This is a genomic window from Limnohabitans sp. DM1, assembly GCF_001269385.1.
In the GTDB taxonomy this organism is placed as follows: Bacteria; Pseudomonadota; Gammaproteobacteria; order Burkholderiales; family Burkholderiaceae_C; genus Limnohabitans_A.
In genome coordinates this window covers 68,281-93,306 of sequence record NZ_CXOO01000042.1, presented here as the reverse complement: position 1 = coordinate 93,306, position 25,026 = coordinate 68,281, and the positions used below count along the sequence as shown (strand labels likewise).

At 57.0% G+C, this 25,026-nt stretch carries 19 protein-coding genes and 2 pseudogenes; 13 read left to right on the top strand and 8 right to left on the bottom strand.

What is annotated here, in order from left to right; translation table 11 throughout:
* Positions 1-100: 100 nt before the first annotated feature.
* Genes AMM33_RS16320 through AMM33_RS16310 form a run of 3 tightly spaced genes read right to left on the bottom strand, consistent with a single transcriptional unit; the run spans position 101 to position 3,094 of the window.
* Positions 101-1,486: a DcaP family trimeric outer membrane transporter gene (locus tag AMM33_RS16320; RefSeq protein ID WP_090142352.1), complete on the bottom strand. Its 1,386-nt coding sequence runs from the start codon at positions 1,484-1,486 to the stop codon at positions 101-103.
* Positions 1,487-1,531: 45 nt separating this feature from the next.
* Positions 1,532-2,311 (bottom strand): amino acid ABC transporter permease, encoded by a 780-nt coding sequence (locus AMM33_RS16315; protein ID WP_090142351.1) that lies wholly within the window; start codon positions 2,309-2,311, stop codon positions 1,532-1,534.
* Between the two features lie 18 nt (positions 2,312-2,329).
* A complete protein-coding gene (locus AMM33_RS16310) occupies positions 2,330-3,094 on the bottom strand; it encodes an ABC transporter substrate-binding protein (protein ID WP_090142350.1) in 765 nt (254 codons plus the stop codon).
* Positions 3,095-3,213: 119 nt separating this feature from the next.
* Between AMM33_RS16310 and AMM33_RS22740 the strand changes: the two genes are divergently transcribed.
* The 3 genes from AMM33_RS22740 to AMM33_RS16295 are packed head-to-tail and all read left to right on the top strand — an operon-like array spanning position 3,214 to position 5,819.
* Complete coding sequence (locus tag AMM33_RS22740; protein ID WP_090142349.1) at positions 3,214-3,507, top strand: cysteine-rich CWC family protein; 294 nt, start codon at positions 3,214-3,216, stop codon at positions 3,505-3,507.
* Positions 3,504-5,051, top strand: coding sequence for an MFS transporter (locus AMM33_RS16300; RefSeq protein WP_090142348.1), 1,548 nt, complete (start codon positions 3,504-3,506; stop codon positions 5,049-5,051). The genes AMM33_RS22740 and AMM33_RS16300 overlap by 4 nt, the downstream gene beginning before the upstream one ends.
* Positions 5,052-5,054: 3 nt before the next feature.
* A complete protein-coding gene (locus tag AMM33_RS16295; protein WP_090142347.1) occupies positions 5,055-5,819 on the top strand; it encodes a class II glutamine amidotransferase in 765 nt (254 codons plus the stop codon).
* Between the two features lie 27 nt (positions 5,820-5,846).
* On the opposite strand, the gene gshB is transcribed toward AMM33_RS16295, so the two are convergent.
* Positions 5,847-6,788, bottom strand: a complete 942-nt coding sequence (gshB, locus tag AMM33_RS16290; protein ID WP_090142369.1) for a glutathione synthase — start codon at positions 6,786-6,788, stop codon at positions 5,847-5,849.
* A gap of 123 nt (positions 6,789-6,911) precedes the next feature.
* Positions 6,912-8,408, bottom strand: a complete 1,497-nt coding sequence (locus tag AMM33_RS16285; RefSeq protein ID WP_090142346.1) for an AMP nucleosidase — start codon at positions 8,406-8,408, stop codon at positions 6,912-6,914.
* 214 nt (positions 8,409-8,622) lie between these two features.
* Between AMM33_RS16285 and AMM33_RS16280 the strand changes: the two genes are divergently transcribed.
* Complete coding sequence (locus tag AMM33_RS16280) at positions 8,623-9,555, top strand: 3,5-dioxohexanoate:acetyl-CoA acetone transferase (protein ID WP_090142345.1); 933 nt, start codon at positions 8,623-8,625, stop codon at positions 9,553-9,555.
* Between the two features lie 3 nt (positions 9,556-9,558).
* On the opposite strand, the pseudogene AMM33_RS16275 reads toward AMM33_RS16280, so the two are convergent.
* Both AMM33_RS16275 and AMM33_RS16270 read right to left on the bottom strand, forming a co-directional pair.
* Positions 9,559-9,879: pseudogene (locus tag AMM33_RS16275) on the bottom strand (methylmalonyl-CoA mutase family protein); the annotation flags it as partial.
* 21 nt (positions 9,880-9,900) lie between these two features.
* Positions 9,901-10,329, bottom strand: coding sequence for a MarR family winged helix-turn-helix transcriptional regulator (locus tag AMM33_RS16270; RefSeq protein ID WP_090142344.1), 429 nt, complete (start codon positions 10,327-10,329; stop codon positions 9,901-9,903).
* Positions 10,330-10,422: 93 nt separating this feature from the next.
* Between AMM33_RS16270 and AMM33_RS16265 the strand changes: the two genes are divergently transcribed.
* The 9 genes and pseudogenes from AMM33_RS16265 (at position 10,423) to AMM33_RS16230 (ending at position 21,417) form a co-directional block, all read left to right on the top strand.
* Entirely contained in the window at positions 10,423-11,553 is a 1,131-nt protein-coding gene (locus AMM33_RS16265; RefSeq protein WP_090142343.1) for a substrate-binding domain-containing protein, read from the top strand.
* 131 nt (positions 11,554-11,684) lie between these two features.
* Positions 11,685-13,295 carry a flotillin family protein gene (locus AMM33_RS16260; protein ID WP_194945507.1) on the top strand — a complete coding sequence of 537 codons (1,611 nt, stop codon included), beginning with the start codon at positions 11,685-11,687 and terminating at the stop codon, positions 13,293-13,295.
* 43 nt (positions 13,296-13,338) lie between these two features.
* Complete coding sequence (locus AMM33_RS16255; RefSeq protein ID WP_090142341.1) at positions 13,339-14,559, top strand: urea ABC transporter substrate-binding protein; 1,221 nt, start codon at positions 13,339-13,341, stop codon at positions 14,557-14,559.
* 18 nt (positions 14,560-14,577) lie between these two features.
* A complete protein-coding gene (locus AMM33_RS16250; RefSeq protein ID WP_090142340.1) occupies positions 14,578-15,444 on the top strand; it encodes a branched-chain amino acid ABC transporter permease in 867 nt (288 codons plus the stop codon).
* Entirely contained in the window at positions 15,444-16,517 is a 1,074-nt protein-coding gene (locus tag AMM33_RS16245; RefSeq protein WP_090142339.1) for a branched-chain amino acid ABC transporter permease, read from the top strand. Before AMM33_RS16250 ends, AMM33_RS16245 begins: the two co-directional genes overlap by 1 nt.
* Positions 16,510-17,244: an ABC transporter ATP-binding protein gene (locus AMM33_RS16240; protein WP_090142338.1), complete on the top strand. Its 735-nt coding sequence runs from the start codon at positions 16,510-16,512 to the stop codon at positions 17,242-17,244. Before AMM33_RS16245 ends, AMM33_RS16240 begins: the two co-directional genes overlap by 8 nt.
* Positions 17,241-17,762: pseudogene (locus AMM33_RS22520) on the top strand (ABC transporter ATP-binding protein); the annotation flags it as partial. The gene AMM33_RS16240 and the pseudogene AMM33_RS22520, both read left to right, overlap by 4 nt.
* Positions 17,763-18,134: 372 nt before the next feature.
* Positions 18,135-19,649 (top strand): amidase, encoded by a 1,515-nt coding sequence (locus tag AMM33_RS22515; RefSeq protein WP_228768193.1) that lies wholly within the window; start codon positions 18,135-18,137, stop codon positions 19,647-19,649.
* Positions 19,612-21,417, top strand: a complete 1,806-nt coding sequence (locus AMM33_RS16230; protein ID WP_228768187.1) for an AMP-binding protein — start codon at positions 19,612-19,614, stop codon at positions 21,415-21,417. Before AMM33_RS22515 ends, AMM33_RS16230 begins: the two co-directional genes overlap by 38 nt.
* Positions 21,418-21,480: 63 nt before the next feature.
* Here the strand turns inward: AMM33_RS16230 and icmF are convergent, their stop codons facing one another.
* Complete coding sequence (gene icmF, locus AMM33_RS16225) at positions 21,481-24,771, bottom strand: fused isobutyryl-CoA mutase/GTPase IcmF (protein WP_090142335.1); 3,291 nt, start codon at positions 24,769-24,771, stop codon at positions 21,481-21,483.
* Positions 24,772-25,026 lie beyond the last annotated feature (255 nt).

The window sequence follows — 25,026 nt, the reverse complement described above, 5'->3', positions numbered from 1 at the left end:
AAGGGTCAAGGGCGCAAAGCCGTTGCAAATGTGTGACCCGCCACCAAGGCACTTCGGGTGCCTTGGTGGAGACTGGCATCAGGGGCTAGTGCCCGAAGGATCAGAAGGCGTACTTGGCTGAACCCATCAGGCGGCTGAGGGTGCCTTTGTCGCCACCAAAGGTTTCACGCTGACCCCAAAGGTACTCGATGCCGAGGTCAAGGTTCTTGTAAGGGGTGTGGATGGCGTTCAGGTGCAGTTGTTGTAGCTTGCGGTTGTACCCGCTGCCCAACAGGCCGGCCAGGTCGCCGTCCTTGTTCTTTTGCAAGGCGTAGCCGATGTTGCTGCGCCATTCGGCACTGAACTTGCGCTGGTAGCCCACCAACAAGCCGTTGCCTTCTTCCAGCACGATGCGGTTGCCATCGCGCACAGCGGCTTCGGTGAAAGAGATGTTGTAGCGGCCCAGGCCCTTGCCGGTGGTGTACTGCAGGGTCAGGAAGTCGTCGCCCACGGTCTTGAGCATGGCACCCACAGCCAGGCCCCAGCCTTGCTTGTTCAGGTTCAGCCCTTCGCCGTCGTTGAGCCGGTATTCGGTGGACAGCACACGCGCATTCCACTGACCCCAGTCATGGGCCTTGTCAAAGCGCACGATCAGGTCGGGGCGCTTGTCGAAATTACTGGCCAGAGGTGCTTGGTCCTGGGTGACAAAGGAGACGGGGTTTTCCAGGGCCACGCTCAAGGTGCCCACATCCTTCATTGGGTGGGCATAGCGCACCATGGGTTGACGCACAAAGGGCGCTGCCGGTAAACCGTTGAAGTCCAGCGTCTCGGGCAGGGTGTCCAGGTCCATGAAGCTCGACCAGGTCTGGCCGAAAGTCCAGGAACCCAGATTGACGTAGGCGTGGCGCAGACGCGGGCGATAGCTGTTGGTCCAGGCTTGGCGGGATGCCTGGTCAGCGGTGGTGTCCAGCGTGGTGCCGGCTTCGGTGGCAAAGTCGAACTCGACCTTGGCACCCAGTGCGCCCAGGTCGGTCGGGGTGCTTACTTCCACGCCCAGGCGCGAAGTGCGTGCGCCCATCTTGAAGTTGCCGGTGCGGCGGCCGTCGGCACTGTTGCCCAGCGGCTGAAAGGCGGTGGCACTGGAGAAGTCGTAGGCCGTTGTGGACTTGCTGTCACGCCAGGCCTGTAGTTCTGCAAAGCCGTAGACCTTGAACGAGGTGTCGCTGCCAGGCAGGCGCATTGAGCCGGGCATGTCGCCCAGAACCACGGCCTCTTTCTGGTTGAGTTCGACTTGCTGCCTCAGGTCCTTGACCTCGCGGGCCAGCTCGGCAGGAGCTGCAGAGTCGGGAGACTTCTGGTTTGTAGCTTTGAGGGTTTGCAGCTCCTGCATCAGTTGCTGAACCTGCTTTTCCAGGTTCTGGATGCGCTGGTCGCTGGTTTGGGCCTGTGCAGTGCCGTTCAGGCAGCCAGCCGCAAGCAGCAAAAGACTGAGTCGGGTCATTTTCATGGGGTTCTCCGGAATGAATGGGTGTAGAAAAAAAGAGGCACATGTTCAGCGAGGCGAGGCGGCCATGCGCTCTTCGAGGGCGGTTGAAAATTGGGTCAAGGCAGTGGTCAGGATCAGGTAGATGACCGCGGTGGTGATGAATACCGGCACAGGCTGAAAGCTGTCGGCCTGCACGCGCTGAGCGATCATGTTGATTTCGACCACGCCGATGGCGTAGGCCAGCGAGGAGTCCTTGAGCAAGGCGACCACATTGTTGGCCAGTGAGGGCAAGCTCACCCGCAAGGCTAGGGGCAGCACCACAAAGCGAAAGGCTTGCGATGGTCGCATGCCCAGTGCTCGGGCTGCCATCAGCTGGCCGCGTGGCACCGACTGCACACCGGCGCGAAACACTTCGGCGTTGTAGGCCCCTACATTGATGGCCAGCGCAGCCACGGCAGTCCAGTATTCGCTCCACTGAAGGCCAGGCAGCAGCGCGGGCATGGCCAGGTAAAAAAACAGCAACTGGGTCAGCAGCGGTGTGCCTCGGATGATCCATATGAAGAACTCGCTGGGTAGACGCAGCCAGGCTGATTCGGCCATCTTGCCCAGACCCAAGGCCAGGCCGATGCCCAAGCCAAGCACGCCCGAGACCAGTGTGAGCGACACGGTGGTGCGCGCCCCGTCGACGAATTGCTGCGCGGCCGGGCCGATGGGGGCGGGCAAAGGGGCCAGCAGCTCACCGAGCAGCCACAAAAAGGCCAGTGCGCCCAACAACGATGCACCCATGCGCACACGGCTGTTGCGCAGCCGCTGTTGCGGTGGTGAGAAGGGGGCGGAGGCGCTCATGCTGTGCTCGGAGGTGGATCAGCGGCAGGTGGCGATGTCTTCGCCAACCCATTTCTTGCCTAGGGCGGCCAGCGTCCCGTCGGCTCGCAATTCGTCTATGGCCTTGCCCAAAGCGTTTTGCAGTTCGGGGTTGCCCTTGCCCAGAATGAAGGACACCTTTTCGGTGAAGACCATCTCGCCACGCTGTAGCCTGTCGCTGTTTTTGCTGACCGCATTTTTGGCCACGAATTTGTCGGTCACCCAGGCGTCGGCGCGGCCAGCCAGCAAGGCCGAGAGGGCGTCGGTGTCCTTGGGCAGTGTCTTGGACTCCTTGAGGCCGGGCAGTCGGGTCACGGCATCGGCATAGCTCGTGGCCAGTTGCACCACCACCACTTTGTCCTTGAGGGCGGCCACGCTGTTCGGGCCTCCGGGTCGCGCCACGATCTGTCCGCCCGAGCAGTAATGCGGCGAGGTGAAGTCCACCGAGCGTGCGCGCTCTTCGCTGTAACCGTGCGAGGCGATGGCGGCGTCAAAGCGGCCTTGACGCACTGCCGAAATCAGGGCGTCAAATGCAAGAGCCTTCCATTCGATGCGCAAGCCCATTTTTTTGGCTACGGCTTCGGCTACATCGATTTCGTATCCGGACAGCTGGGTGCCTTGGAAAAAGTTGAATGGCGCGAAAGCGCCTTCGGTGGCCAGTTGTAAGGTGCCCGATTTCTGGATCGAGGCCAGATCGCGCGCGTGAATGGCCGGCAGGGCCAGGAGCAGGCTCAGGGCCAACAGGCAGGACTTGAGAGGTTTCATGAAGTAGAACTCCAGGGAGGTTCAGGGAAAGGGTGTCCATAATGGACCGGCGGTATCCACTGTAAGGTGGGGCATGAGTACTATTTTCGCGTAAAAATAAGAGATTTTATGATCTAAAAATGCGTTTTTACCCTCGGTTGAAGGCTCAGGCCTGGCCGGTGAGAGCCTGCTGGACCCACTACACTGATGTCATGAATGTGCCTGAGCCTTTAGTCCCGAACTGTACCTGTCCTTTGTGCGGAGGTCCCAATGCCTGTGCCATGGCCATGGGCATGGGTCAGAACAAGGGAGCGCCTTGCTGGTGCACGCGTGAGTACTTCAGTTTGCAGCTGTTGCAGCAGGTGCCAACGCCCCTGAGCGCAAAGGTCTGCGTCTGCCAGGCCTGCGTGAGGGCCTCACAGGAGGTGGCATGAGCCGTGCGGGCGATGACCTGCACAGCCTGCAGGCGCTGCAAGCGCGTTATGGCGAGCGGCACCGCTGGTTGCTGCTGCTGTCGGTGATGCTGGGCTCCATGGCGGCGGTGATGTCGTCCACCATTTTGAACGTGGCGATTCCCGACATGAGCCAGCACTTCACCCTGGGCCAAAGCCGGGTGCAGTGGGTCACCTCGGGCTTCATGGTGGCGATGACGGTGTCCATGCTCACCACGCCCTGGCTGCTCTCGCGCTACGGCTACCGCCGGGTGTACGAGGTGTGCATGTGGTTGCTGCTGGGCGGCGGTGTGGTGGGCGGCTTGGCCAATGATTTTCCGCTGGTCATGGCCGCACGCGTGGCCGAGGGTCTGGCGGCGGGTGTGGTGCAACCCATCCCGGCCATCATCATCTTGCGGGCCTTTGCCTCGCATGAGCAGGGCCGCGCCAGCGGGCTGTTTGGCATGGGTGTGGTGCTGGCCCCCGCCATTGGCCCCAGTATTGGCGGGGTGTTGGTCGATGTGTTCGGCTGGCGTTCGATCTTTTTCATGGTGGTGCCGCTGGCCATGGTGGCGCTGTGGCTGTCGCGCTGCTATGTGCCCACGTCGGCCCCGGGCGGTGTGCAGGCCGATGCGGGCAGCCCGGGCCTGGATTGGATCGGGCTGGCGCTGGCCAGCGCCTCGACCTTGATGCTGCTCAACGGCCTGGTGCAGCTGCGCGGCGATGACCACACGGTGGCCGTGGCCCTATTGGTGCTGGCGGGCGTGGGCATGGCGGTGTTTGTGGCTTGGCAGCGGCATTTGTTGCAGCCGGGGCGGCGCTCGCACCGTTTGCGCCGCGTTTCTTCGGGACGAAAAGCGAAGCCCTTGCAACAGGACCGCCAAGCGAGGCGTGGCCCGCTCATGAACCTGCAGGTGTTTGGCCACCGCCATTTCGCCATGGGGGCGCTGGTGTCGTTCACCTACGGCATTGCGCTGTTTGGCTCCACGTATTTGCTGCCGGTCTACATGCAGATGGGCCTGGGCCTGTCGCCGTCCTACATTGGCGCGGCCTTGTTGCCTGCGGGCATTTTGCTGGCCGTGACCATCGCGGCCGTGGGCCGTTTGTCGCACCGCATGCCGCCCGCCCATTGGGTGAGCTGGGGCTTGGCCTTGCTGGCACTCTCGTTTGCGCTCATGCCCTTGGTCCACCCGGCGGCGGGCTTGGCGCTGCTGTGGATTTTGGTGATCCTTGGGCGCATTGGCCTGGGCTTCATCTTGCCTTCACTCAACCTGGGCGCGATGCGGGGATTGCCCAAAGACCTGATCCCGCAGGCGTCGAGTGTGATTGGTTTTGTGCGCATGCTGGGCGGCGCGGCGGGCGTGAGCATTTGTGCCATCGTGCTGGAGTGGCGTTTGGCGGTGTACGCCTTGGCTTCAAGCAGCCCGGGCAGCGCCGATTTACGTGCCTTGAACGAGACCTTTGTGTTTCTGGCCACCATGACGGCCTTGGCCTTGTTGGCCGCCTGGAAAATGGGTGAGGCGCCAACGCCCACCAAGAAAGACTGAACCATGTGCCAACTGCTCGGCATGAACTGCAACACCCCCACCGATGTGACCTTCAGCTTTAGCGGCTTTGCGCAGCGCGGCGGCATCACAGACCACCACGGCGACGGCTGGGGCATCGCCTTTTTTGAAGGGCAGGGCGTGCGCCACTTTGTGGACCACCAAAGTGCCAGCACCTCGCCCATTGCCGACCTGATCCGGCGTTACCCGATCAAAAGCCAGAACGTCATCGCCCACATCCGCAAAGCCACGCAGGGCGAAGTGAGCCTGGAAAACTGTCACCCCTTTGTGCGCGAGCTGTGGGGCCGCTACTGGGTGTTTGCGCACAACGGCAACTTGGTGGACTACGCGCCGCGCCTGCACGGCAGCTTCAAGCCCGTGGGCCAGACCGACAGCGAGCGGGCGTTTTGCTGGCTCATGCAGGAGCTGGCCAAGTCGCACGCCAGCGTGCCCAGTGTGCAAGAGCTGTCATTGACGCTGCGCGAGCTGGTGCCGCAAATCGCCCGCTTTGGCACCTTCAATTTCTTGCTGTCCAATGGCCAAGCCTTGTGGGCGCACGCCAGCACGAACTTGCACTATGTGCTGCGCAAGCACCCCTTCACGCAAGCGACTTTGAGCGACGAGGACCTGAGCGTGAACTTTGCCGAGCACACCCGCGAGACCGACCGGGTGGCGGTGGTGGTGACCGCGCCCTTGACCACCGACGAGGCCTGGGTGGCGTTTGAGCCGGGGCGGCTCTACACCTTTGAGGGCGGGGATTTGACCCCGTAGCGGTGATTCAAGCTGTGGGTTGTGGCTTTAACGCGCCGCTTCCACCGCGTCCCAAAACAGCGCCGCCACATCACAACCCATCTGGTCGGTGATTTCCTGAAAGCAGGTGGGGCTGGTCACGTTGATCTCGGTGAGGCTCTCGCCAATGATGTCCAGGCCCACCAGCATCAGGCCGCGTGCAAACAAGATGGGGCCCAGCGTTTCGGCGATTTCGCGGTCACGCGCCGAGATGGGCTGGGCCACGCCCTTGCCGCCTGCGGCCAGGTTGCCGCGCACTTCGCCACCTTGCGGGATGCGGGCCAGGCAAAAGGGCACGGGCTTGCCGCCAATCAATAAAACGCGCTTGTCGCCTTGCGCGATGCCGGGCAAAAACTTTTGCACCATCACGGTTTGTGCGCCGCCGCGGTTCAGGGTCTCGATGATCACGCCCAAATTCAGGCCGTCTGCGCCCACCTTGAAGATGCCTGTGCCACCCATGCCGTCCAGGGGTTTCAAGATGATGGTGCCGTGCTCGGCATGGAAGGCGCGGATGTCGGCCTCGCTGCGCGTGACCAAGGTCGGCGCGATGAACTGCGGAAACTCCAGTATGGCCAGCTTTTCGGGGTGGTTGCGCAAGGCGGCCGGGCTGTTGAAGACCTTGGCGCCCTCGCGCTCGGCCTGGCTCAGTAGGTGGGTGGCGTAAAAATATTCGCTGTCGAAAGGCGGGTCGGTGCGCATGATGACCGCGCCAAAGTCCTTGAGGTTGGCGCGGCGCGTGGCGGTCTGGGTGAACCAGGCGTCTGGCTGGCCAGTGAGTGTGATGTCGCGCACCTGGGCCGACACGGCTTCGCCTTGCTGCCAGCGCACATCGGTCATCTGGCAGGCCACGACCTGGTGACCGCGTTTTTGCGCTTCGCGCATCATCGAAAACGTGGTGTCCTTGTAAATCTTGAAGGACTCGAGGGGGTCGGCAATGAAGAGGATGTGCATGCAGCCCATTGTAGAAGGTGATCGTTTTGTAGGTCGGTGGATTTAGCCCCGACATGATGGACCACGAACACTTGTCGGGGCTAAAGCAGCCCTCCTACAGGGGGCCAACATGTTTGACCACAGTTACTGAAACGCGACTTCGGCAAAGCTGCGCAGCTTGCGGCTGTGCAGCTGGGCCGGGCCTGCGGCACGCAGCAATTCGAGTGCGCGGATGCCGATTTGCAAGTGCTGGTTGACCCGCTCGCGGTAAAAGTGGTTGGCCATGCCGGGCAGTTTGATCTCGCCGTGCAGCGGCTTGTCGCTCACGCACAGCAGCGTGCCATAGGGCACCCGAAAACGAAAGCCGTTGGCGGCAATGGTGGCGCTTTCCATGTCCAAGGCTACGGCGCGGCTTTGGCTGAAGCGCCTTTGCGGTTTGTTGTCGGGCAGCAGTTCCCAGTTGCGGTTGTCGGTGCTGGCCACGGTGCCGGTGCGCATGATGCGCTTCAAGTCATGACCTTCGCAGCCCGTGATTTGCGCCACAGCATTTTCCAATGCGACCTGGATCTCGGCCAGGGCCGGAATCGGCACCCACAGCGGCAGCTCTTCGTCCAGCACATGATCCTCGCGCACATAGGCGTGGGCCAGCACGTAGTCGCCCAGTTGCTGCGTGGTGCGCAGGCCCGCGCAGTGGCCCAGCATCAGCCAGGCATGCGGGCGCAGCACGGCGATGTGGTCGGTGATGGTTTTGGCGTTGGCCGGGCCCACGCCGATGTTGACCATGGTGATGCCGCTGTGACCTTTGCGCACCAAGTGGTAGCCGGGCATTTGCGGCAGGCGTGGCGGTGTTTGACCCAGCGCATCCACGTCCTCAGGTGCCAAGCCCACACGGCGCGTGACCATGTTGCCGGGCTCGACAAAGGCGACGTATTCGCTGTCCGGGTTTTGCATCTCGGCGCGGCCCAGCGCGATGAACTCGTCGATGTAGAACTGGTAATTGGTGAACAGCACGTAGTTCTGAAACCAGCGCGGCGAGGTGCCGGTGTAGTGGCGCAGGCGCTGCAGCGAATAGTCGATGCGCGGCGCTGTGAACAGCGACAGCGGCCGCGCCTCAGAGGCTGCGGGCTCGTGTGTGCCGTTGGCAATGCCGTCGTCCATGGCGGCCAGGTCGGGCAGGTCAAACACCTCGCGCATCAGGGCCTGGCGCTCGGGGCTCAGGCTGCCTTCCATGTGCTCGTCTTCGGCCCAAGAAAAGTGAATCGGAATCGGTTGGTTGCTGGTGCCCACCTGCAGGCTCACGCCGTGGTTTTGCAGCAGCAGCGCCAGTTGCTGGCGGATGTAGAAAGCGAACAGGTCGGGCCGGGTGAGGGTGGTTTCAAAGCGACCCGGCTCGGCCACAAAGCCGTAGCTCAAGCGGCTGTCCAGCCCTGCGCTTTTGCGGCTGGCGCTGCTGACCTGCACCCGCACAAAGGGGTAAAACGCCCGTACCCGGGTGTCTGTCATGTCAGCGCCCGCCACAAACTCGCGCATGGCCTGGCGCAGGTGGTTCACGCTGTGCTGGTAGATGTGCTGAATTTGCGCCAAGGCGCTGTCGGCATCGTGGTGCTCAGAAGGGGCAATGAAAGGCGGCAGCTGCTGCATGGAGTGTCCTGAAAGGGTCCGTTGAGTTTAGGGGCTCTGTCTGTGCATTTTGGGGCAGGTGCATGACGGGTGTGTGGCAGGCCCCCAAGTCCCTTCGGAACGGTCCTGGATGGCACCGTGTTGCCTTGGTGACCCCAAGTGGTCAACGGGTCGGGCATGCTGGCGCGCATCCAGGGTCAGCCCCCGCTGCCCAGCCACTTTCAGGAGACGTTTCATGAGCAAAGCCCGCAAAGTCATCATCACCTGCGCGCCCACCGGTGCCATTCACACGCCCAGCATGTCGCCGCATTTGCCGGTGACGGCCGACGAAATTGCCGATGCGGCGATTGCCGCCGCCGAGGCAGGCGCGGCCATCTTGCACCTGCATGCGCGCGATCCGGCAGACGGCCGTCCCACGCAAGACCCGGCCTTCTTTGTGCCGTTTTTGCAAAAGATCAAAGCCCACACCAACGCCGTGATTAACCTCACCACAGGTGGCAGCCCGCATATGACGGTGCACGAGCGCATGCAACCGGCGCTGACCTTCAAGCCCGAGGTGGCGTCGCTGAATATGGGGTCGATGAACTTTGGCCTGTTCCCCATGCTGGACCGCTTCAAGACCTTTGAGCACGAGTGGGAGCGCGAGCATCTGGAAAAAAGCCGCGACCTGGTGTTCAAGAACACCTACAAGGACATCGAAACCATTTTGCGCTTGGGCACCGAAAACGGTACCCGCTTTGAGTTCGAGTGCTACGACATCAGCCACCTGTATAACCTGGCGCATTTCCGTGACCGGGGGCTGGTCACGGGGCCTTTGTTTGTGCAGTCGGTGTTTGGCATTTTGGGGGGCATCGGCCCGCACCCCGAAGACCTGATGCACATGCGCCGCACGGCCGACCGTTTGTTCGGCAACGATTACCAGTGGTCCATTTTGGGCGCAGGCAAAGGCCAGATTGCGCTGGCCAGCATCGGTGCGGCCATGGGCTCGAACGTGCGCGTGGGTCTGGAGGACTCGCTGTGGATCGGTCCTGGAAAATTGGCCGAGTCCAGCGCTCAGCAAGTGCAGCGCATCCGCACCGTGCTCGAAGCCCTGAACCTGGAAATCGCCACCCCTGATGAGGCCCGCAGCATGCTGACGCTCAAGGGTGGGGATCGGGTGAACTTCTGAGGTTCACATGTTGCGTCGGTACTGACCACCCACCTCGAACAGCGCGTTGGTGATCTGGCCGAGTGAGCAGACCCGCACCGCGTCCATCAGCACCTCGAACACGTTGCCGTTGTCAATCACCGCTTGCTGCAGGCGTTTGAGCATCGCGGGCGATTCGGCAGCGTGCAAGGCGTGGAAGTCGTTCAGGCGCTTGAGTTGCGACTGCTTTTCTTCCTCTGTCGAGCGGGCCAGCTCCAGGCTTTCCAGCACTTCGTCGCCCTTGGGGTTGCGGAAGGTGTTGACGCCGATGATGGGCAGCTCGCCCGTGTGCTTGAGCATCTCGTAGTCTGTCGCTATAAGCCAGCGTTAAGAGCTAAAGTCCTTCTGAAGTTTGATAAGTATTTTTTGTAATTGCTTATGGCTTGCAGCCCCAAGTTTGGCTTCAAGTTGCGCTTCAAAATTTTCTACGGGTGAGGACATTCGCTCCAACGTAGTTAGCCCTTTGTCAGTGATGTAGGCCAATACACGTCTACTGTCCTGTCCGTCTGCATTGCGCAGAACCAGACCTTTACTCACCATCTTGTCCATGAGTTTGCTGACCTTTGGCGGGTTCATACCCAAAGATTCCGCAAGATCACCCATGGTGCGTCCTTTTTCGTCACCCAGCACAAAAAGCACGCGCCAAAAATCGGGCTGCATGCCTTCTGCTGCCAATGCTTGGGTCAACATCTGATTGAGATGCCGATGAGCATTTTCAAGCAGTATCGGCAGAAATGAATCTAGATTTTTTTGCATTGCTCGGGTTATTCAGAGTGTGCTGTCGTCCCAAATTGTAGTAATCTTTTCCAAAGAAACCAAATTGTTTTGTCGCTTAAGTGGAGAACCGTCATGGCGTCGAGTGCAAAGTCCGTACCGGCAGCAATCCACTGCGCTGCTGATGGCGAGGGGCGTGGGAAGGAACGCGATTTTCGTGTAGGCCTTTTTAACCCCAATGATGGCGTTGCAGGTGTATGGGGTCCCTCCACAATGGCTTGTGCCATGTTGGCCATCGAGGAGATCAACGAAGCCGGTGGAATTTGCGGTCGAATGATTCGTTCTCATTGCTTCAGTGCAGATGACGAGGCTGACGTGGAATTCAATGCTCATCACGCGTTGTCATCTGTTCGGGTGGACGCCATAGTCGGCATGCATACCAGCTCGGTTCGGAACGTCATCAAAAAAGTTGCATACAGCAAAGTTCCCTACGTCTACACGCCTCTTTATGAGGGGGGTGAAACAACCCCAGGTGTATATGCCATTGGCGAGACGCCAGACAAACAGTTGCGTCCCGCTATACGGCTGCTGACAGAGCGTTATCGTGCAAGGCGATGGATGTTGATCGGGAACGATTACATTTGGCCGCGCAAGTCTCATGCGCTTGCTAAAGCGTATCTGACGGAAAGCGGTGCCGAGGTCATCTCTGAGCAGTACCTGCACATCGGGCAGGGGCCGGGGAGACAAAATTTCGATGAGATTTTCGAACTCATTGAAAAGGCCATGCCTGATGCCATCCTGATCTCATTGGTGGGGCAAGATGCGATTGATTTCAACCGTCAATTCGGACGCTTGAAGCTGAGCACAAAAATCATTCGTTTGTCCTGCGCAATTGAAGAGAACGGATTGTTAGCCATTGGTGCAGACAACACCGATGGACTTTTCGTTTCTTCCGGCTACTTCGCGGCGCTTAAAAGCGAAGCCAATATGTCATTCAAGGAGCGTTATTACACGCGCTATGGCGAACGAGCCCCTACGCTCAATGCCATTGGTCAATCTACCTATGAGGGCATGCATTTTCTTGCTGCATTGGCGAGCAGGGCAGTCTCCTTTGGGCATGAAGAATGGCTCACTTCCACCGTCAAGCCCTTGAGTTTTTGCAGTGTCCGTGGCATTGACTACCGCAGCAATGGGTATTCCTGTGCACCTATCTACTTGGCTGAAGCACACGGCCATGCTTTTCGAGTACTGAACCACTTCATCTGACGGTCCCCTGATAAGGACATACCCTAGTTTTTCAAAAAATTAATTTCCGTGGAAATTATTTCGGGTTATCATTTTCCATGGAAATTAAAAGTGGGTGTGCGCATCTGCTGAACAGAAGCCAGGAGATACAGATGAATTGGTTCGCATGGGTAGTTCTCGCAGTCGTTGTTGTTGGTGTTGTCATCGCATTGATGCAGCGCTTTTACAGAAAGTCGACCAGAGATGCGGCGTTGATTCGAACAGGTGCCGGCGGCCAAACGGTGGCGCTGGATGGCGGCGTGATTGCACTGCCATTTCTTCATCGCATTGATGAAATCAACATGAGGACTCACCGTTTGGAAGTGAAGCGGGCGGGTGAGAAAAGTTTGATCACGGAAGACCGTCTTCGTGTAGATCTGGAGGTCGAATTCCATATCCGAGTGCAGCCAACGGTAGAAGGCGTTGCCACGGCGGCACAGGCTTTCGGTGCAGATGCTTTGCGCGGAGAAACATTGTCAGATTATCTGGAGGCGCCCTTTGTGGATGCGTTGCAGGCGGTTGCTGCAACGATGACCATGGATGCGTTGCACGAGGGGCGTTCAAAGTTTGTCAAGGAAGTTAAACACCGTGTCAGCGAAGAGGTGCAAGCCAAAGGTCTGAGTCTTGAGTCGGTATCGGTCACAAGGTTGGATCAGGCGTCCTTTTCAGCATTGAATGAAAACAACGCATTCAACGCCGTAGGCATGCGCAAATTGGCCGAGATCGTCGCCAGCAACAAGAAAAAAAGAGCAGAGATTGAGTCAGATGCAGAAATCTCTGTAAGGAAGACTCAGCTGGATGCGATGAAAAAACGCCTTGAGATTGAACGCGAACAAGAACACGCCACCATCGCACAGGTTTTGAATTTGGCAGAAGCGCAAGCAGACGCCAAAGCAAAGACGGCTCAAAAACAGGAGGAGGCGCAACGACTATCAGAGCAAGCCCGCATTGAACGGGAAATGGAAATTCAAGTTGCGGAAATTCAAAAAGACAAATCCCTGGAAAAAGAACGTCAATTAGCCCAATTGAGTAAAGAGGTACACCGGGTCGAAATGGCGGTGGCCCTGGCACAAAAACAAAAACAAGAGGCTGAAGTCATCGCAGAAACCGAGCAGGTCAAGGCCAAAGTGGTCATGGTCCAGGAGCGTGTGCAAACGGAGCGCGAAAAAGCCATTGTTGAAAGAGAGCGGGAAATTGCGTTGGCTCGATCTCAGAAAGATGCCGCCATATTGATGGCCAAGACCAAATCGCAAGCCGATGCATGGTTGGTGGAAACAGAGACAAAGGCACAAAACATCGAGCGACAAGCACAGGCAGAAAAGCTGCGCATGGCAGAGGAGGCGCAAGGGCGTTCTGCATTGATTCAGGCAGAAAACCTCACTTCGGAATCTTTGCTTCGTCAGCGTCTTGAGATGCATCGTTTGGACAAACTGCCTGAATTGGCTGCGCAAATGATGAAGCCCGTGGAAAAAATTGATTCGATCCGGATCAACCATATTGGCGGCCTTGAGTCGGGGCGTCGGCAGGCGGCGATAGACGGGACTCATACCGCTGTTGCAAACATCTCACCCATGAACCAGGTTGTCAGCAGTATTTTGGACATGGCTTTGCAAATGCCGGTTATGCAAAGAGTGGGTGATGTGCTCGGCGCAGATGTGCAAAGTGCACTGACATCGACAAAACCACTCGAAAAGAATGACCGCTGTGGCGACAGCGATCAGTAGTTACGACATCGCCAATTCACATTCAATCTGAAGGAGACACAACATGATTCAAAGACGTAAAGCACTTGCAATTGCAGCCGCAACGCTGATGGCAGCGCAGTTCTCACCTACAGCATGGGCAGCGGATGACATCAAGCTCGGCAGTTTGCTGGATACCTCTGGCAACTTTGATGCTTACGGAAAGCCCATGAACATGGGTCTTGATTTGGCGATCGATGAAATCAATGCGGCAGGTGGATTGCTGGGGCGAAAAGTCAAAAAAATCGGCTACGACACGCAGTCCGACATGGCTCAGTACACCAAGTTTGCACAGCAACTGACACGTCAGGACAAAGCAGATTTGGTCATCGGTGGCATCTTGTCTGCATCACGAGAAGCCATTCGTCCTCTTTTGAATCGAGAAAAAACGCTGTACTTCTATACCCCCCTTTATGAAGGTGGTGTCTGTGACCGAAACAGCGTTTTAACTGGTATCACGCCCGCACAACAAGCAGAGGTTTTGGTGCCTTATGCGATGAAGGCTTTCAATGGCAAAAAAGCGTACATCCTGGCGGCAGATTACAACTACGGTCAGTACATGGCCCGTTGGTTTCAAAAGTATTTGAAAGACAACGGAGGCTCTGCTGCAGGGGTTGAGTTTTTCCCCTTGGATGTGGCGGACTTCAATTCAACCATCAAGAAAATTCAGGATGCCAAGCCTGATTTCGTGATCTCAGCGCTGGTGGGTGGCGCACATCTTTCGTTCTACCGTCAGTGGGCTGCTGCAGGTATGAAGGCGAAGATTCCAATGGCATCGACCACGCTCGGTGTTGGCAATGAGCATCAAGTGCTGACCGCTGCAGAAGGCGATGGCATCCTAGTGGCTTACAACTATTCACCGGAATTAAATACCGGTGCAAGCAAAGCCTTTGTCAGTGCTTGGACAAAAAAATACGGTTCGGACAAAGCGATCAGTGAAATGGCTGCTTCGCAGTACCAGACCACAAAACTGTGGGCTGCAGCCGTACAAAAGGCGGGAAGCATCAAACGGGATGACGTGCTCAAAGTGCTTGAAGGCGGTCTTTCAATTGAAGGACCGTCAGGAAAAGTCTTGATCGATCCTCAAACGCATCATGCATCACTAGATGTGCATGTGATGGAAATTCGCGGTCAGAAGTTGCAAGTCAAGCAGTCATTTGCACAGCGCCCACCGAGGGAAACCCAGGCCATGTGCGACTTGGGCAAGAACCCGAACAGCAATACGCAGTTCGAAATCAAGTTGTAAATCAGCAAGGTCAAGCAATTGGAACAGTTTGCCGTCAATTTACTGGACGTCGCCTATGCGATATCAACGCTTTGTTTGCTCTCGGCGGGGCTGGCCTTGGTTTTTGGTCTCATGAGGATCATCAATCTGGCGCACGGAGAGTTCATCGTCATGGGTGGGTATGTCACGCTGGTAGCGACTCATGCAGGCGTTCCAATTTGGTTGGCCATGTTCGTGATATCTCCGCTACTGGTTGGCCTGTTTGGCTTGCTTGTGGAATGGGCCATCATCCGCCATTTGTATGGCCGGATGATGGACACCATGCTGGCAACCTGGGGTTTGTCCATGCTGATCTCAGGCGCGTTGGTGACTGTATTTGGTAACACCACAACAGGTGTTACCAATCCGATTGGCGCGATCACCATAGGCGAATACCAAGTCGGTGGTTACAGCGTTCTCATCATCGGAGTCACTGTTGCACTGATGCTGTTGAGCTACGTGGTGTTGAGATACACGCGTGCCGGTCTGATCGTCAGGGCGGCCATGCAATCTGCGGACGTTGTTTCTGGTCTTGGCTACAACCCGAAAACAGTTTATCGATTTACGTTTGCACTGGGCGCTGCATTGTCGGGTTTGGCGGGTGGACTCATGGCACCGCTGATCGGCTTGACGCCAGCTTCAGGGGGGCAATTCATCGCTAAATCGTTCATTACTGTCATCAGCGGTGGCGCATCGGTGGTCACAGGAACATTGAGTGCAAGCACTCTGTTTGGATTGGTCAGCAAGGGGGTCGAATGGTTGTCTACACCCGTGTGGGGTGAATTGGCATTGTTGCTAGTCGCCATTGTGTTGTTGCGTTTGATGCCCCAGGGCATTACGGGACGTTATTTCAAAGGAAAAGTTTGATGCGCAATGTGCAGTATCAATTTAGCCCTGGCTGGTGGGTTGGGTTCGGGGTATTTGCGCTGGCGCTTGCAGTTGCCCCGATCTTTTGGGGGACATTTCATCTGACCTTGTTGATCGTGCAAGGGATGCTTGCGCTCTCTTTGGGGTTAATGTGGGGACAGGCTGGAATCTTGTGTTTTGGTCAATCGGCGTTTTATGGGCTTGGAGCCTACGCCTATGCGGTCACCGCCATGAATTTGCAAAGTTATGAGTGGGGTTCTGTATATGCCGTTTTGGTGGCATTGGCTGTCACGGGGCTGTTTGCTGCAGCGCTTGGAGCCATGATGTTCTATGGCCGTATCAGTGATGTTTATCTGGGGGTCATCACCTTGGTTGTGACTCTGCTGTTCTTCAAATTTCTGAATGCCGCTGCAGGCAGTGCTTACGAGATTGGTAATGCACGGTTGGGCGGCTTCAATGGCATACCGGGATTCTCCCCTTTGACATTGCCGATGGGGGAAACCTACTTTGTGACCGGCGATGCACTGTATTACCTATGTGCAGTGCTGCTGTTGCTGGTGTGGTTAGGCTGCAAGTGGATATCCCATACCCACTGGGGCCGAACACTGGCAGGTGTACGCGAAAACGAATTGAGGGTTCAGCTGTTGGGCTATGACCCTCGCGCACTCAAAACTGGGATCTTTGCCGTGTCAGGGGTGATCGCAGGCTTGTCTGGCGTGTTGTTCGCGTGCTGGGCTGAAATTGTCACGCCGGGTTTGTTCTCTTTAGGACAGGCCGCTGAAACGATCATATGGGTCATCGCTGGCGGCTTGGGCACCTGGATTGGGCCGGTCATTGGGGCCTTTGCATTGGGGAGTCTGAAATCAGCGCTGGCGACACAGACATTAATTGACAACACCTTGGTGATGGGGGCTGTACTGGTTGTTGTGGTTTTGCTGTTGCCCAGTGGCGTGGTTCCAACTCTGGAGCGCTGGCTTCAAAAAGCAAAAAGCGGGCGCATCAAGAGTTTCAAGTCTTCCAATGAAAAATCATTTCAGCATGTCAGGCCAGGTCGGGTAGAGCACCATGAATAAAAGCAAAAAGAAGGAATGCGTACTTGAAACACGCGGTCTGGGTGTTCGATTTGGCGGCGTTGTTGCGGTAGACAGTGTCAATTTCAAACTCAGAAAAAATGAATTGCGATGCTTGATCGGACCCAACGGTGCAGGCAAAACCTCATTTTTTCGGTGCCTGACAGGTCAATACACCCCTACACAGGGGGATGTCTGGTTGGCGGGGAAAAAAATTACAGGTTGGCCCTCACATGAGGTTGCGCGATTGGGCGTGGGCATCAAAACCCAAATTCCGAATTTGATGAATGGCTTGACAGTTCGAGAGAACCTTTGGCTGGCGGCTAGACGTGAACATTCCGGCAAACGTGCGAGCGAATTCGCCGAAAAGATGCTGGAACGATTGAGCTTAAAAAAAGTGGCCATGCAGTTGGCCGGCCAGCTATCGCATGGTTTGCGTCAGCGTGTCGAACTGGGCATGGTACTAGTCGCGGAGCCTTGGCTATTGTTGCTCGACGAACCCGCAGGCGGATTGACCCACGACGAGGTCGAGCAAATGGCTGAGTTGATTCATGAGGTGGGAAAAACAACCAGCGTGATTGTGGTCGAACACGACATGGCCTTCGTGCGCCAGATCGCCCAGCAGGTGACCGTCTTTCATCAAGGGCGTGTACTCAGAGAGGGGGATGTTGATGAAGTTTTGTCAGATCCCGTGGTACGTGAAGTCTATCTGGGGAAAAAAGCCAAATGAAGCACGATCAAAAAACAGAATTTGCAGATGAAAGTCTGGGCAGCTTTGCATTGAAAGTGGATGGGCTCCATGCAGGTTATGGGGCTATCCCCATTCTTCAAGGATTGAATCTTGAAGTGGAGCACGGACAAATTGTGGGCGTGTTGGGCCACAACGGAATGGGCAAAACCACTTTGATGAAAACCTTGATGGGGTTGGTTTCATCTACATCGGGTCAGATTTTTTTCAACGACCATGACTTTACCCTTGTGGCGGCTCACGCTCGGGCTTCTGCTGGCATTGGTTACGTGCCACAAGGCAGAGGGATCATTGCAACGATCACAGCTGAAGAAAATCTCCGTCTTGCATGGTTCAAGGATTCGGGCTTGTCAGAAGAGGATGCGCTTGATTCGGTGCTGGAGCTATTCCCTCGTCTCAAGCGGCTGCTGGATCGCAAAGGCGGTAGTCTTTCTGGTGGTGAGCAACAGCTCTTGGCGCTGGCAAGAAGCCTGATTCCGAAGCCTTGGATTTTGTTGCTGGATGAACCGACAGAAGGGATTCAACCCAACATCATTGAGGAGATGGCCGAGACACTGGTTCATCTCAAGACAAGAAATGACCTGACTGTCTTGCTGGTTGAGCAAAACATGGATTTCATGCTCAGTTGTGCCCAGCGAGTTCTTGTCCTTGAGAAAGGGTGCTTTGTGGGTGATCTCAACGAGCAGCAACTACAGAGCCATGTGGGTTTGGCTGAGTTGATGGGCATGGGGGCCGGGCGCATCACATCTCAAAAATCAGCGTCAAGAACGACCGCCTTAAAAACTAACCCAACGCGCCTGGATGCGGTTGAACCCACGAAGCAAGCCAGACAAAACCTAACAGCCATTGAACAACATCACGAAGGGAAATACATGACTATCAGAAGACCCACTGCAGAGCAAATGCGCGAAGTTATTTCAAGTTTGCACATGACCATGAGCGAATCGGAAACGCAAGAATACATGGCGCTGATGGAAGGTAGTTTCCAAGCGTATGACCGCATTGATGCATTGCCAGACAACATACCGGAAGTGGCTTACCCGCGCACACCTGGGAGCAGGCCTTCGGCGCAAGACAACCCGATGAATGCGTGGTATGTCAAAACGGATGTGAAAGGCGCGAATTCAGGTCCGTTGCAAGGCAAAAAGATTGTCTTGAAAGACAACGTCAGCTTGGCGGGCGTGCTGATGATGAATGGCGCCTCCACTTTGGAAGGCTATGTGCCCGATACGGATGCCACCGTCGTTCGGCGAATTCTTGATGCGGGTGGAACGATTGTCGGGAAAGCGCATTGTGAATATTTTTGCCTATCCGGTGGCAGTCATACCAATGCGACAGGGCCGGTGCATAACCCATGGCGCATGGGCTATATCGCGGGCGGATCGTCATCCGGTTGCGGTGCCTTGGTCGGTGCGGGTGAGATTGAGATGGCTATTGGCGGTGATCAAGGCGGGTCTATTCGGATACCCGCTGCCTTTTGTGGCGCGTATGGCATGAAGCCCACTCATGGACTGGTTCCTTACACAGGGATCATGCCGATTGAAGCCACCATTGATCATGCGGGGCCGATCACCACAACGGTTGCAGACAATGCCTTGCTGCTGGAGGTCATTGCAGGTGCTGATGGTCTGGACCCTCGGCAATACAGTCCAAGGGTAGATAAATACACATCTGCATTGGGCCGTGGCATCAACGGTCTGCGCATTGGCGTGGTTTGTGAAGGTTTTGAGTTGCCCAATATGGAGTCGGATGTTGCGAACAAAGTCCGTCAGGCAGTGGATCGTTTGGTGAAGTTAGGTGCCATCGCAGAAGAGATCAGTATTCCGATGCATCTGGATGGTGCGGCCATCTGGACACCCATTGCGCTGGAGGGCTTGCAAGCACAGATGATGCATGGCAACGGCATGGGATTTAATTGGGAAGGTCTGTATTCCACCAGTTTGATGGACCGGCATGCTAGTTGGCGAAATCGTGCCAATGAACTGTCTCCGACGTTGAAGATTTCGATGTTTGTTGGCGAATATGCATTGCGCCAATACGGTGGGCGCTTTTATGCCAAAGCGCAAAATTTGTCCCGACTTCTGCGCTCGAAATACGACGAAGCACTGAATCAATACGACTTGTTGCTGATGCCTACCCTGCCCATCAAGGCCAAACCCATTCCGGCACCGGGGGCACCCTTGTCGGAGGTCATTGAACGTGCTTTCGAGATGATTGGCAACACGGCGCCGTTTGATGCTTCAGGTCATCCCGCTATGAGTGTTCCGGTTGGACTGTGTGATGGTTTGCCTGTGGGCATGATGCTGGTCGGCAAGCATTGGGGCGAGTCCACCATTTATCGCGCAGCGCATGCATTTGAGCAAAGCGGCGACTGGAAAAACTTCTGATCTGGAGAATTTCATGGTGCACAACCCATTCAGCAGTTTCAATCCGCGCACAGAAGAGCGGCTGGATAACCGTCAGCCTCCGCAAGCTGGTCAGTCGTATGTCAAGGGAGACACTTCAAGGCCGTTGGTTTGGCAGACTGTTTCTCAGTTGCTGGAAAGTACGGTCGAAAAATACGGAGGACGTCCGGCTTTCATATTCAGTGAGCAGCGCATACGATGGTCCTGGAGTGAATTTCAAAAGCAAGTCGATGAAATGGCTTGCGGGCTTTTAGCCTTGGGCCTCAAGGCTGGTGATCGTGTGGGTATTTGGTCACCCAATCGCAGTGAATGGGTGGTGACGCAGTTCGCCACGGCGCAGATTGGCGTCATTTTAGTGAATGTGAATCCCGCCTACCGCCTCACGGAATTGGAATACGCATTGAACAAAGTGCAGGTCAAGGCCCTTATCCTGGCTGAGAAATTCAAAACCAGCGATTACATTGGCATGGTCCAAACTTTGGCCCCTGAACTGGAAAAATCTGAACCTGGGCGCATCCATTCCCAAAGATTGCCACATTTGCGCTGGGTGATTCGCATGGGGCGCCACAAGACGCCTGGGATGTTCAATTATGAAGACCTGATGTCATGGGGTGGGCCTGCGCAGCAATCACGGTTGCCGCAATTGGCCGCAGCCTTGAACCCGGATGATGCGATCAACATCCAGTTCACCAGTGGGACGACTGGTAATCCCAAGGGCGCAACGCTCAGCCACCATAATATTCTGAACAATGCCTGGTGCGTGGCACAGGCCATGAAATTGACGGAGCATGATCGGCTTTGTGTCCCTGTGCCGCTGTATCACTGCTTTGGTATGGTGTTGTCGGTTCTGGCATGCGTTAGCGTGGGTGCCAGCATGGTGTTTCCGGGCGAGGCATTCGATCCTGCAGCCACGCTTAAGGCTGCGAGCGATGAGCGATGTACGGCATTGCATGGCGTTCCTACCATGTTTATCGCTGAGTTGGCTTTGCCTGATTTTTCCGAATATGACTTGTCCTCATTGAGGACAGGAATCATGGCCGGAGCACCTTGTCCGATCGAAACAATGAAACGGGTGATTCAGGACATGCACATGCGTGAGGTGACGATTGCATATGGGATGACGGAAACAAGTCCTGTGTCATTTCAAAGTTCTACGAATGATCCGATCGAAAAACGTGTGGCGACAGTGGGACGTGTCATGCCGCATCTGGAAGTCAAAATTGTGGATGAGCAAGGACAGATTGTTCCCGTCGGCGCGAAAGGTGAACTCTGTACCCGTGGATATTCCGTGATGAAAGGTTATTGGGGGGATGCCGAGCGGACTGCGGATGCGATCAAAGATGGTTGGATGCACACGGGAGATTTGGCAACGCTCGATGCAGAGGGCTATTGCAATATCGTTGGACGTGTCAAAGACATGTTGATTCGTGGAGGGGAAAACATCTATCCGCGAGAAATTGAAGAGTTTCTTTTCAGACATCCAAAGGTGGGAGAGGTCCAAGTTTTTGGTGTACCTGATTCGAAGTACGGTGAAGAAATTTGTGCATGGATTGTCACCAAGTCAGGACAGTTGATGACGGAGGATGACGTCAGAAACTTCTGTAAAGGACAGATTGCTCACTACAAAATTCCTCGGTATGTGAAATTTGTAGATGCTTTGCCGATGACAGTCACGGGTAAACCTCAAAAATTCATCATGAGTGAGTTGATGAGCAAAGAACTAGGCTTGAATAAAGCCGTGACAGCATGATGACTCAGTCTGTCAACTGAGTCATGGTGTGGGGTCTCCTCATCGGGGAGCCCCACACATGGCTTACATATTTCGACGGTACTGACCACCCACCTCGAACAGCGCGTTGGTGATCTGGCCGAGCGAGCAGACCCGCACCGCGTCCATTAGCACCTCGAACACGTTGCCGTTGTCGATCACGGCTTGTTGCAGGCGCTTGAGCATGGCGGGTGACTCTTGGGCGTGCAGCGCGTGGAAGTCGTTCAGGCGCTTGAGCTGCGACTGCTTTTCTTCCTCTGTCGAGCGGGCCAGCTCCAGGCTTTCCAGCACTTCGTCGCCCTTGGGGTTGCGGAAGGTGTTGACGCCGATGATGGGCAGCTCGCCGGTGTGCTTGAGCATCTCGTAGTGCATGGACTCGTCTTGAATCTTGCCGCGCTGGTAGCCGGTTTCCATCGCGCCCAGCACACCGCCGCGTTCAGCGATCTTTTCAAACTCGGCCAGCACCATCTCTTCGACCAGTTCGGTGAGTTCGTCGATGATGAATGCGCCCTGGTTCGGGTTTTCGTTCTTGGCCAGGCCCCACTCGCGGTTGATGATCATCTGGATCGCCATGGCGCGGCGCACAGAGTCTTCGGTAGGCGTGGTGATGGCTTCGTCAAACGCGTTGGTGTGCAGGCTGTTGCAGTTGTCGTAGATCGCGATCAGCGCCTGCAGTGTGGTGCGGATGTCGTTGAACTGGATCTCTTGCGCGTGCAGCGAGCGGCCTGAGGTCTGGATGTGGTATTTGAGCTTTTGGCTGCGCTCGTTCGCACCATATTTCTCTTTCATCGCCACGGCCCAGATGCGGCGTGCCACGCGGCCCAGCACGGTGTACTCTGGGTCCATGCCGTTGCTGAAGAAGAAGCTCAGGTTGGGCGCGAAGTCGTCGATGTGCATGCCACGCGCCAGGTACGCTTCCACAAAGGTGAAACCGTTGGAGAGCGTGAAGGCCAGCTGGCTGATCGGGTTGGCGCCGGCTTCTGCGATGTGGTAGCCGCTGATGGACACCGAGTAGAAATTGCGCACGTCGTGATGCACAAAATACTGCGCAATGTCGCCCATGACCTTGAGCGAAAACTCGGTCGAGAAGATGCAGGTGTTCTGGCCCTGGTCTTCTTTCAGGATGTCGGCCTGCACCGTGCCACGCACATTGGCCAGCACCCATTCGCGGATTTTGGCGGCTTCGGTGTCGGTCGGCTCGCGGCCGTTCTCGGCTTTGAACTTGTCGATGTTCTGGTCGATGGCCGTGTTCATGAACATGGCCAAGATCGACGGCGCAGGGCCATTGATGGTCATCGACACCGAGGTGGTGGGGTTGCACAGGTCAAAGCCCGAGTACAGCACCTTCATGTCGTCCAGCGTGGCCACGTTCACGCCCGAGTTGCCGATTTTGCCGTAGATGTCGGGGCGCAGGTCGGGGTCGTTGCCGTACAGCGTGACCGAGTCAAAGGCGGTGGACAAGCGCTTGGCAGGCAGGCCTTCGCTCACCAATTTGAAGCGGCGGTTGGTGCGGAAGGGGTCGCCTTCGCCCGCGAACATGCGGGTCGGATCTTCACCTTCGCGCTTGAAGGCAAAGGTGCCAGCCGTATAGGGGTAGCTGCCGGGCACGTTGTCCAGCATCAACCACTTGAGCACTTCGCCGTCGTCTTCGTACTTGGGCAGTGCGACCTTACGGATGGTGGTGCCTGAGAGGCTCTTGGTGGTGAGCGCGGTGCGGATTTCCTTGTCGCGGATTTTGACCACGTATTCGTCGCCCGCGTAGGCTTTTTGCATGTCAGGCCACTGGGCCAGCAACTTGCGGGCGGTGGGGTCTTGCGTTTGTTCGCGGCTCACGGCCAGGTCAATCGCGGCTTCGGCGGCTTTGGCGCGACCGGACTTACCCACTTCGAGCATGCGGGCGGCAGCACGCAGTTGCTGGATTTCTCGGGCCAGGCGCGACTGGTCGATGGCGCGTTTTTTGTAGCCGCGCACGGTGTCGCTGATCTCGGCCAAGTAGCGGGTGCGCGAGGAGGGCACCACCGGGTTTTGGTGGGTGCTGTAGCGCACCTTGACCACGGGCAAACGGCCTTCGGTGGTCTGCATGCCCAGCTCGGCCAGGCGGGTTTTGAGCGCTTGGTACAGGGCCGTGACGCCGTCGTCGTTGAAGCGGGCGGCCATGGTGCCAAACACCGGCATCTGCTCGGTGGGCACGGTCCAGGCTTCCTTGTTGCGCTGCACCTGCTTGGCCACGTCGCGCAGGGCGTCAGACGCGCCCTTGCGGTCGAATTTGTTGATGGCGACAAACTCGGCAAAGTCCAGCATGTCGATTTTTTCGAGCTGGCTGGCCGCGCCGAACTCGGGCGTCATCACGTACATGGGCACGTCCACATGCGGCACGATGGCCGCGTCGCCCTGGCCAATGCCCGAGGTCTCAACCACGATCACGTCAAAGCCCGCCACCTTGCAGGCCGCGACTACGTCGGGCAGGGCGGCTGAAATTTCACTGCCAAAGTCACGCGTGGCCAGCGAGCGCATGAACACGCGGGGGCCTTGTGACCAAGGTGAGATGGCGTTCATGCGGATACGGTCGCCCAGCAATGCGCCACCGCTTTTGCGGCGGGATGGGTCGATGGAGATCACGGCCACACGCAGCGCGTCGCCCTGGTCCAGGCGCAGTCGGCGGATCAACTCATCCGTCAGCGATGACTTGCCCGCACCGCCGGTGCCGGTGATGCCCAACACGGGCACTTTCTTTTGTGCGGCTTGCTCGCGCACGGCCTTGACCACGCTGGCATCGGCCTTGTCGTTCTCCAAAGCGGTGATCAGTTGTGCCAGTGCACGCCAGTTCATCTCGCCGTGGCCCTGAATCGCGTCCACGGTTTTGGGGGCCAGGGGGCTCACGTCCTGGTCGCAGCGCATGACCATCTCGCCGATCATCCCGGCCAGGCCCATTTTTTGGCCGTCTTCGGGGCTGAAAATGCGCACGCCCTTGTCGGCTAGGTCGCGAATCTCGGCCGGCACGATCACGCCGCCGCCGCCGCCAAACACCTTGATGTGCTCGCCGCCCCGGGCTTTGAGCAGGTCCACCATGTAGCTGAAGTATTCGTTGTGCCCGCCCTGGTAAGAGCTGATGGCGATGCCTTGGGCGTCTTCTTGCAGGGCTGCGGTGACCACCTCGTCGACCGAGCGGTTGTGGCCCAGGTGGATGACTTCGGCGCCCATGCTTTGCAGAATGCGGCGCATGATGTTGATGGCGGCGTCGTGGCCGTCAAACAGAGAAGCGGCGGTGACAAAACGCACCTTGTTCGTGGGGCGGTATTCGGCCAGGGCTTTGAATTCGGCGGACAGGTCGGTCATGGGGTCTCCGTTGGCGGGTAGGTTGACGTTTACGTTTACGTTTACGTTAACGTCAATCAAAACGCGCATCTTATCCGCTGATGGCTTGTCTGTCACTGACGGTCTGGGTTTGTTCGGGGCTATTGATTCGGCCCGATGAAGTTTGAGCCGTGTGTTGCCAGTTGGGAGGATTTTGTGGGATCTTCCAGCCAAGCGAAAAGCCTGTGGTCCACCAGCGTCTGATCGCCAGCAGGGCTAGCTCCCACGAAGTGCAAG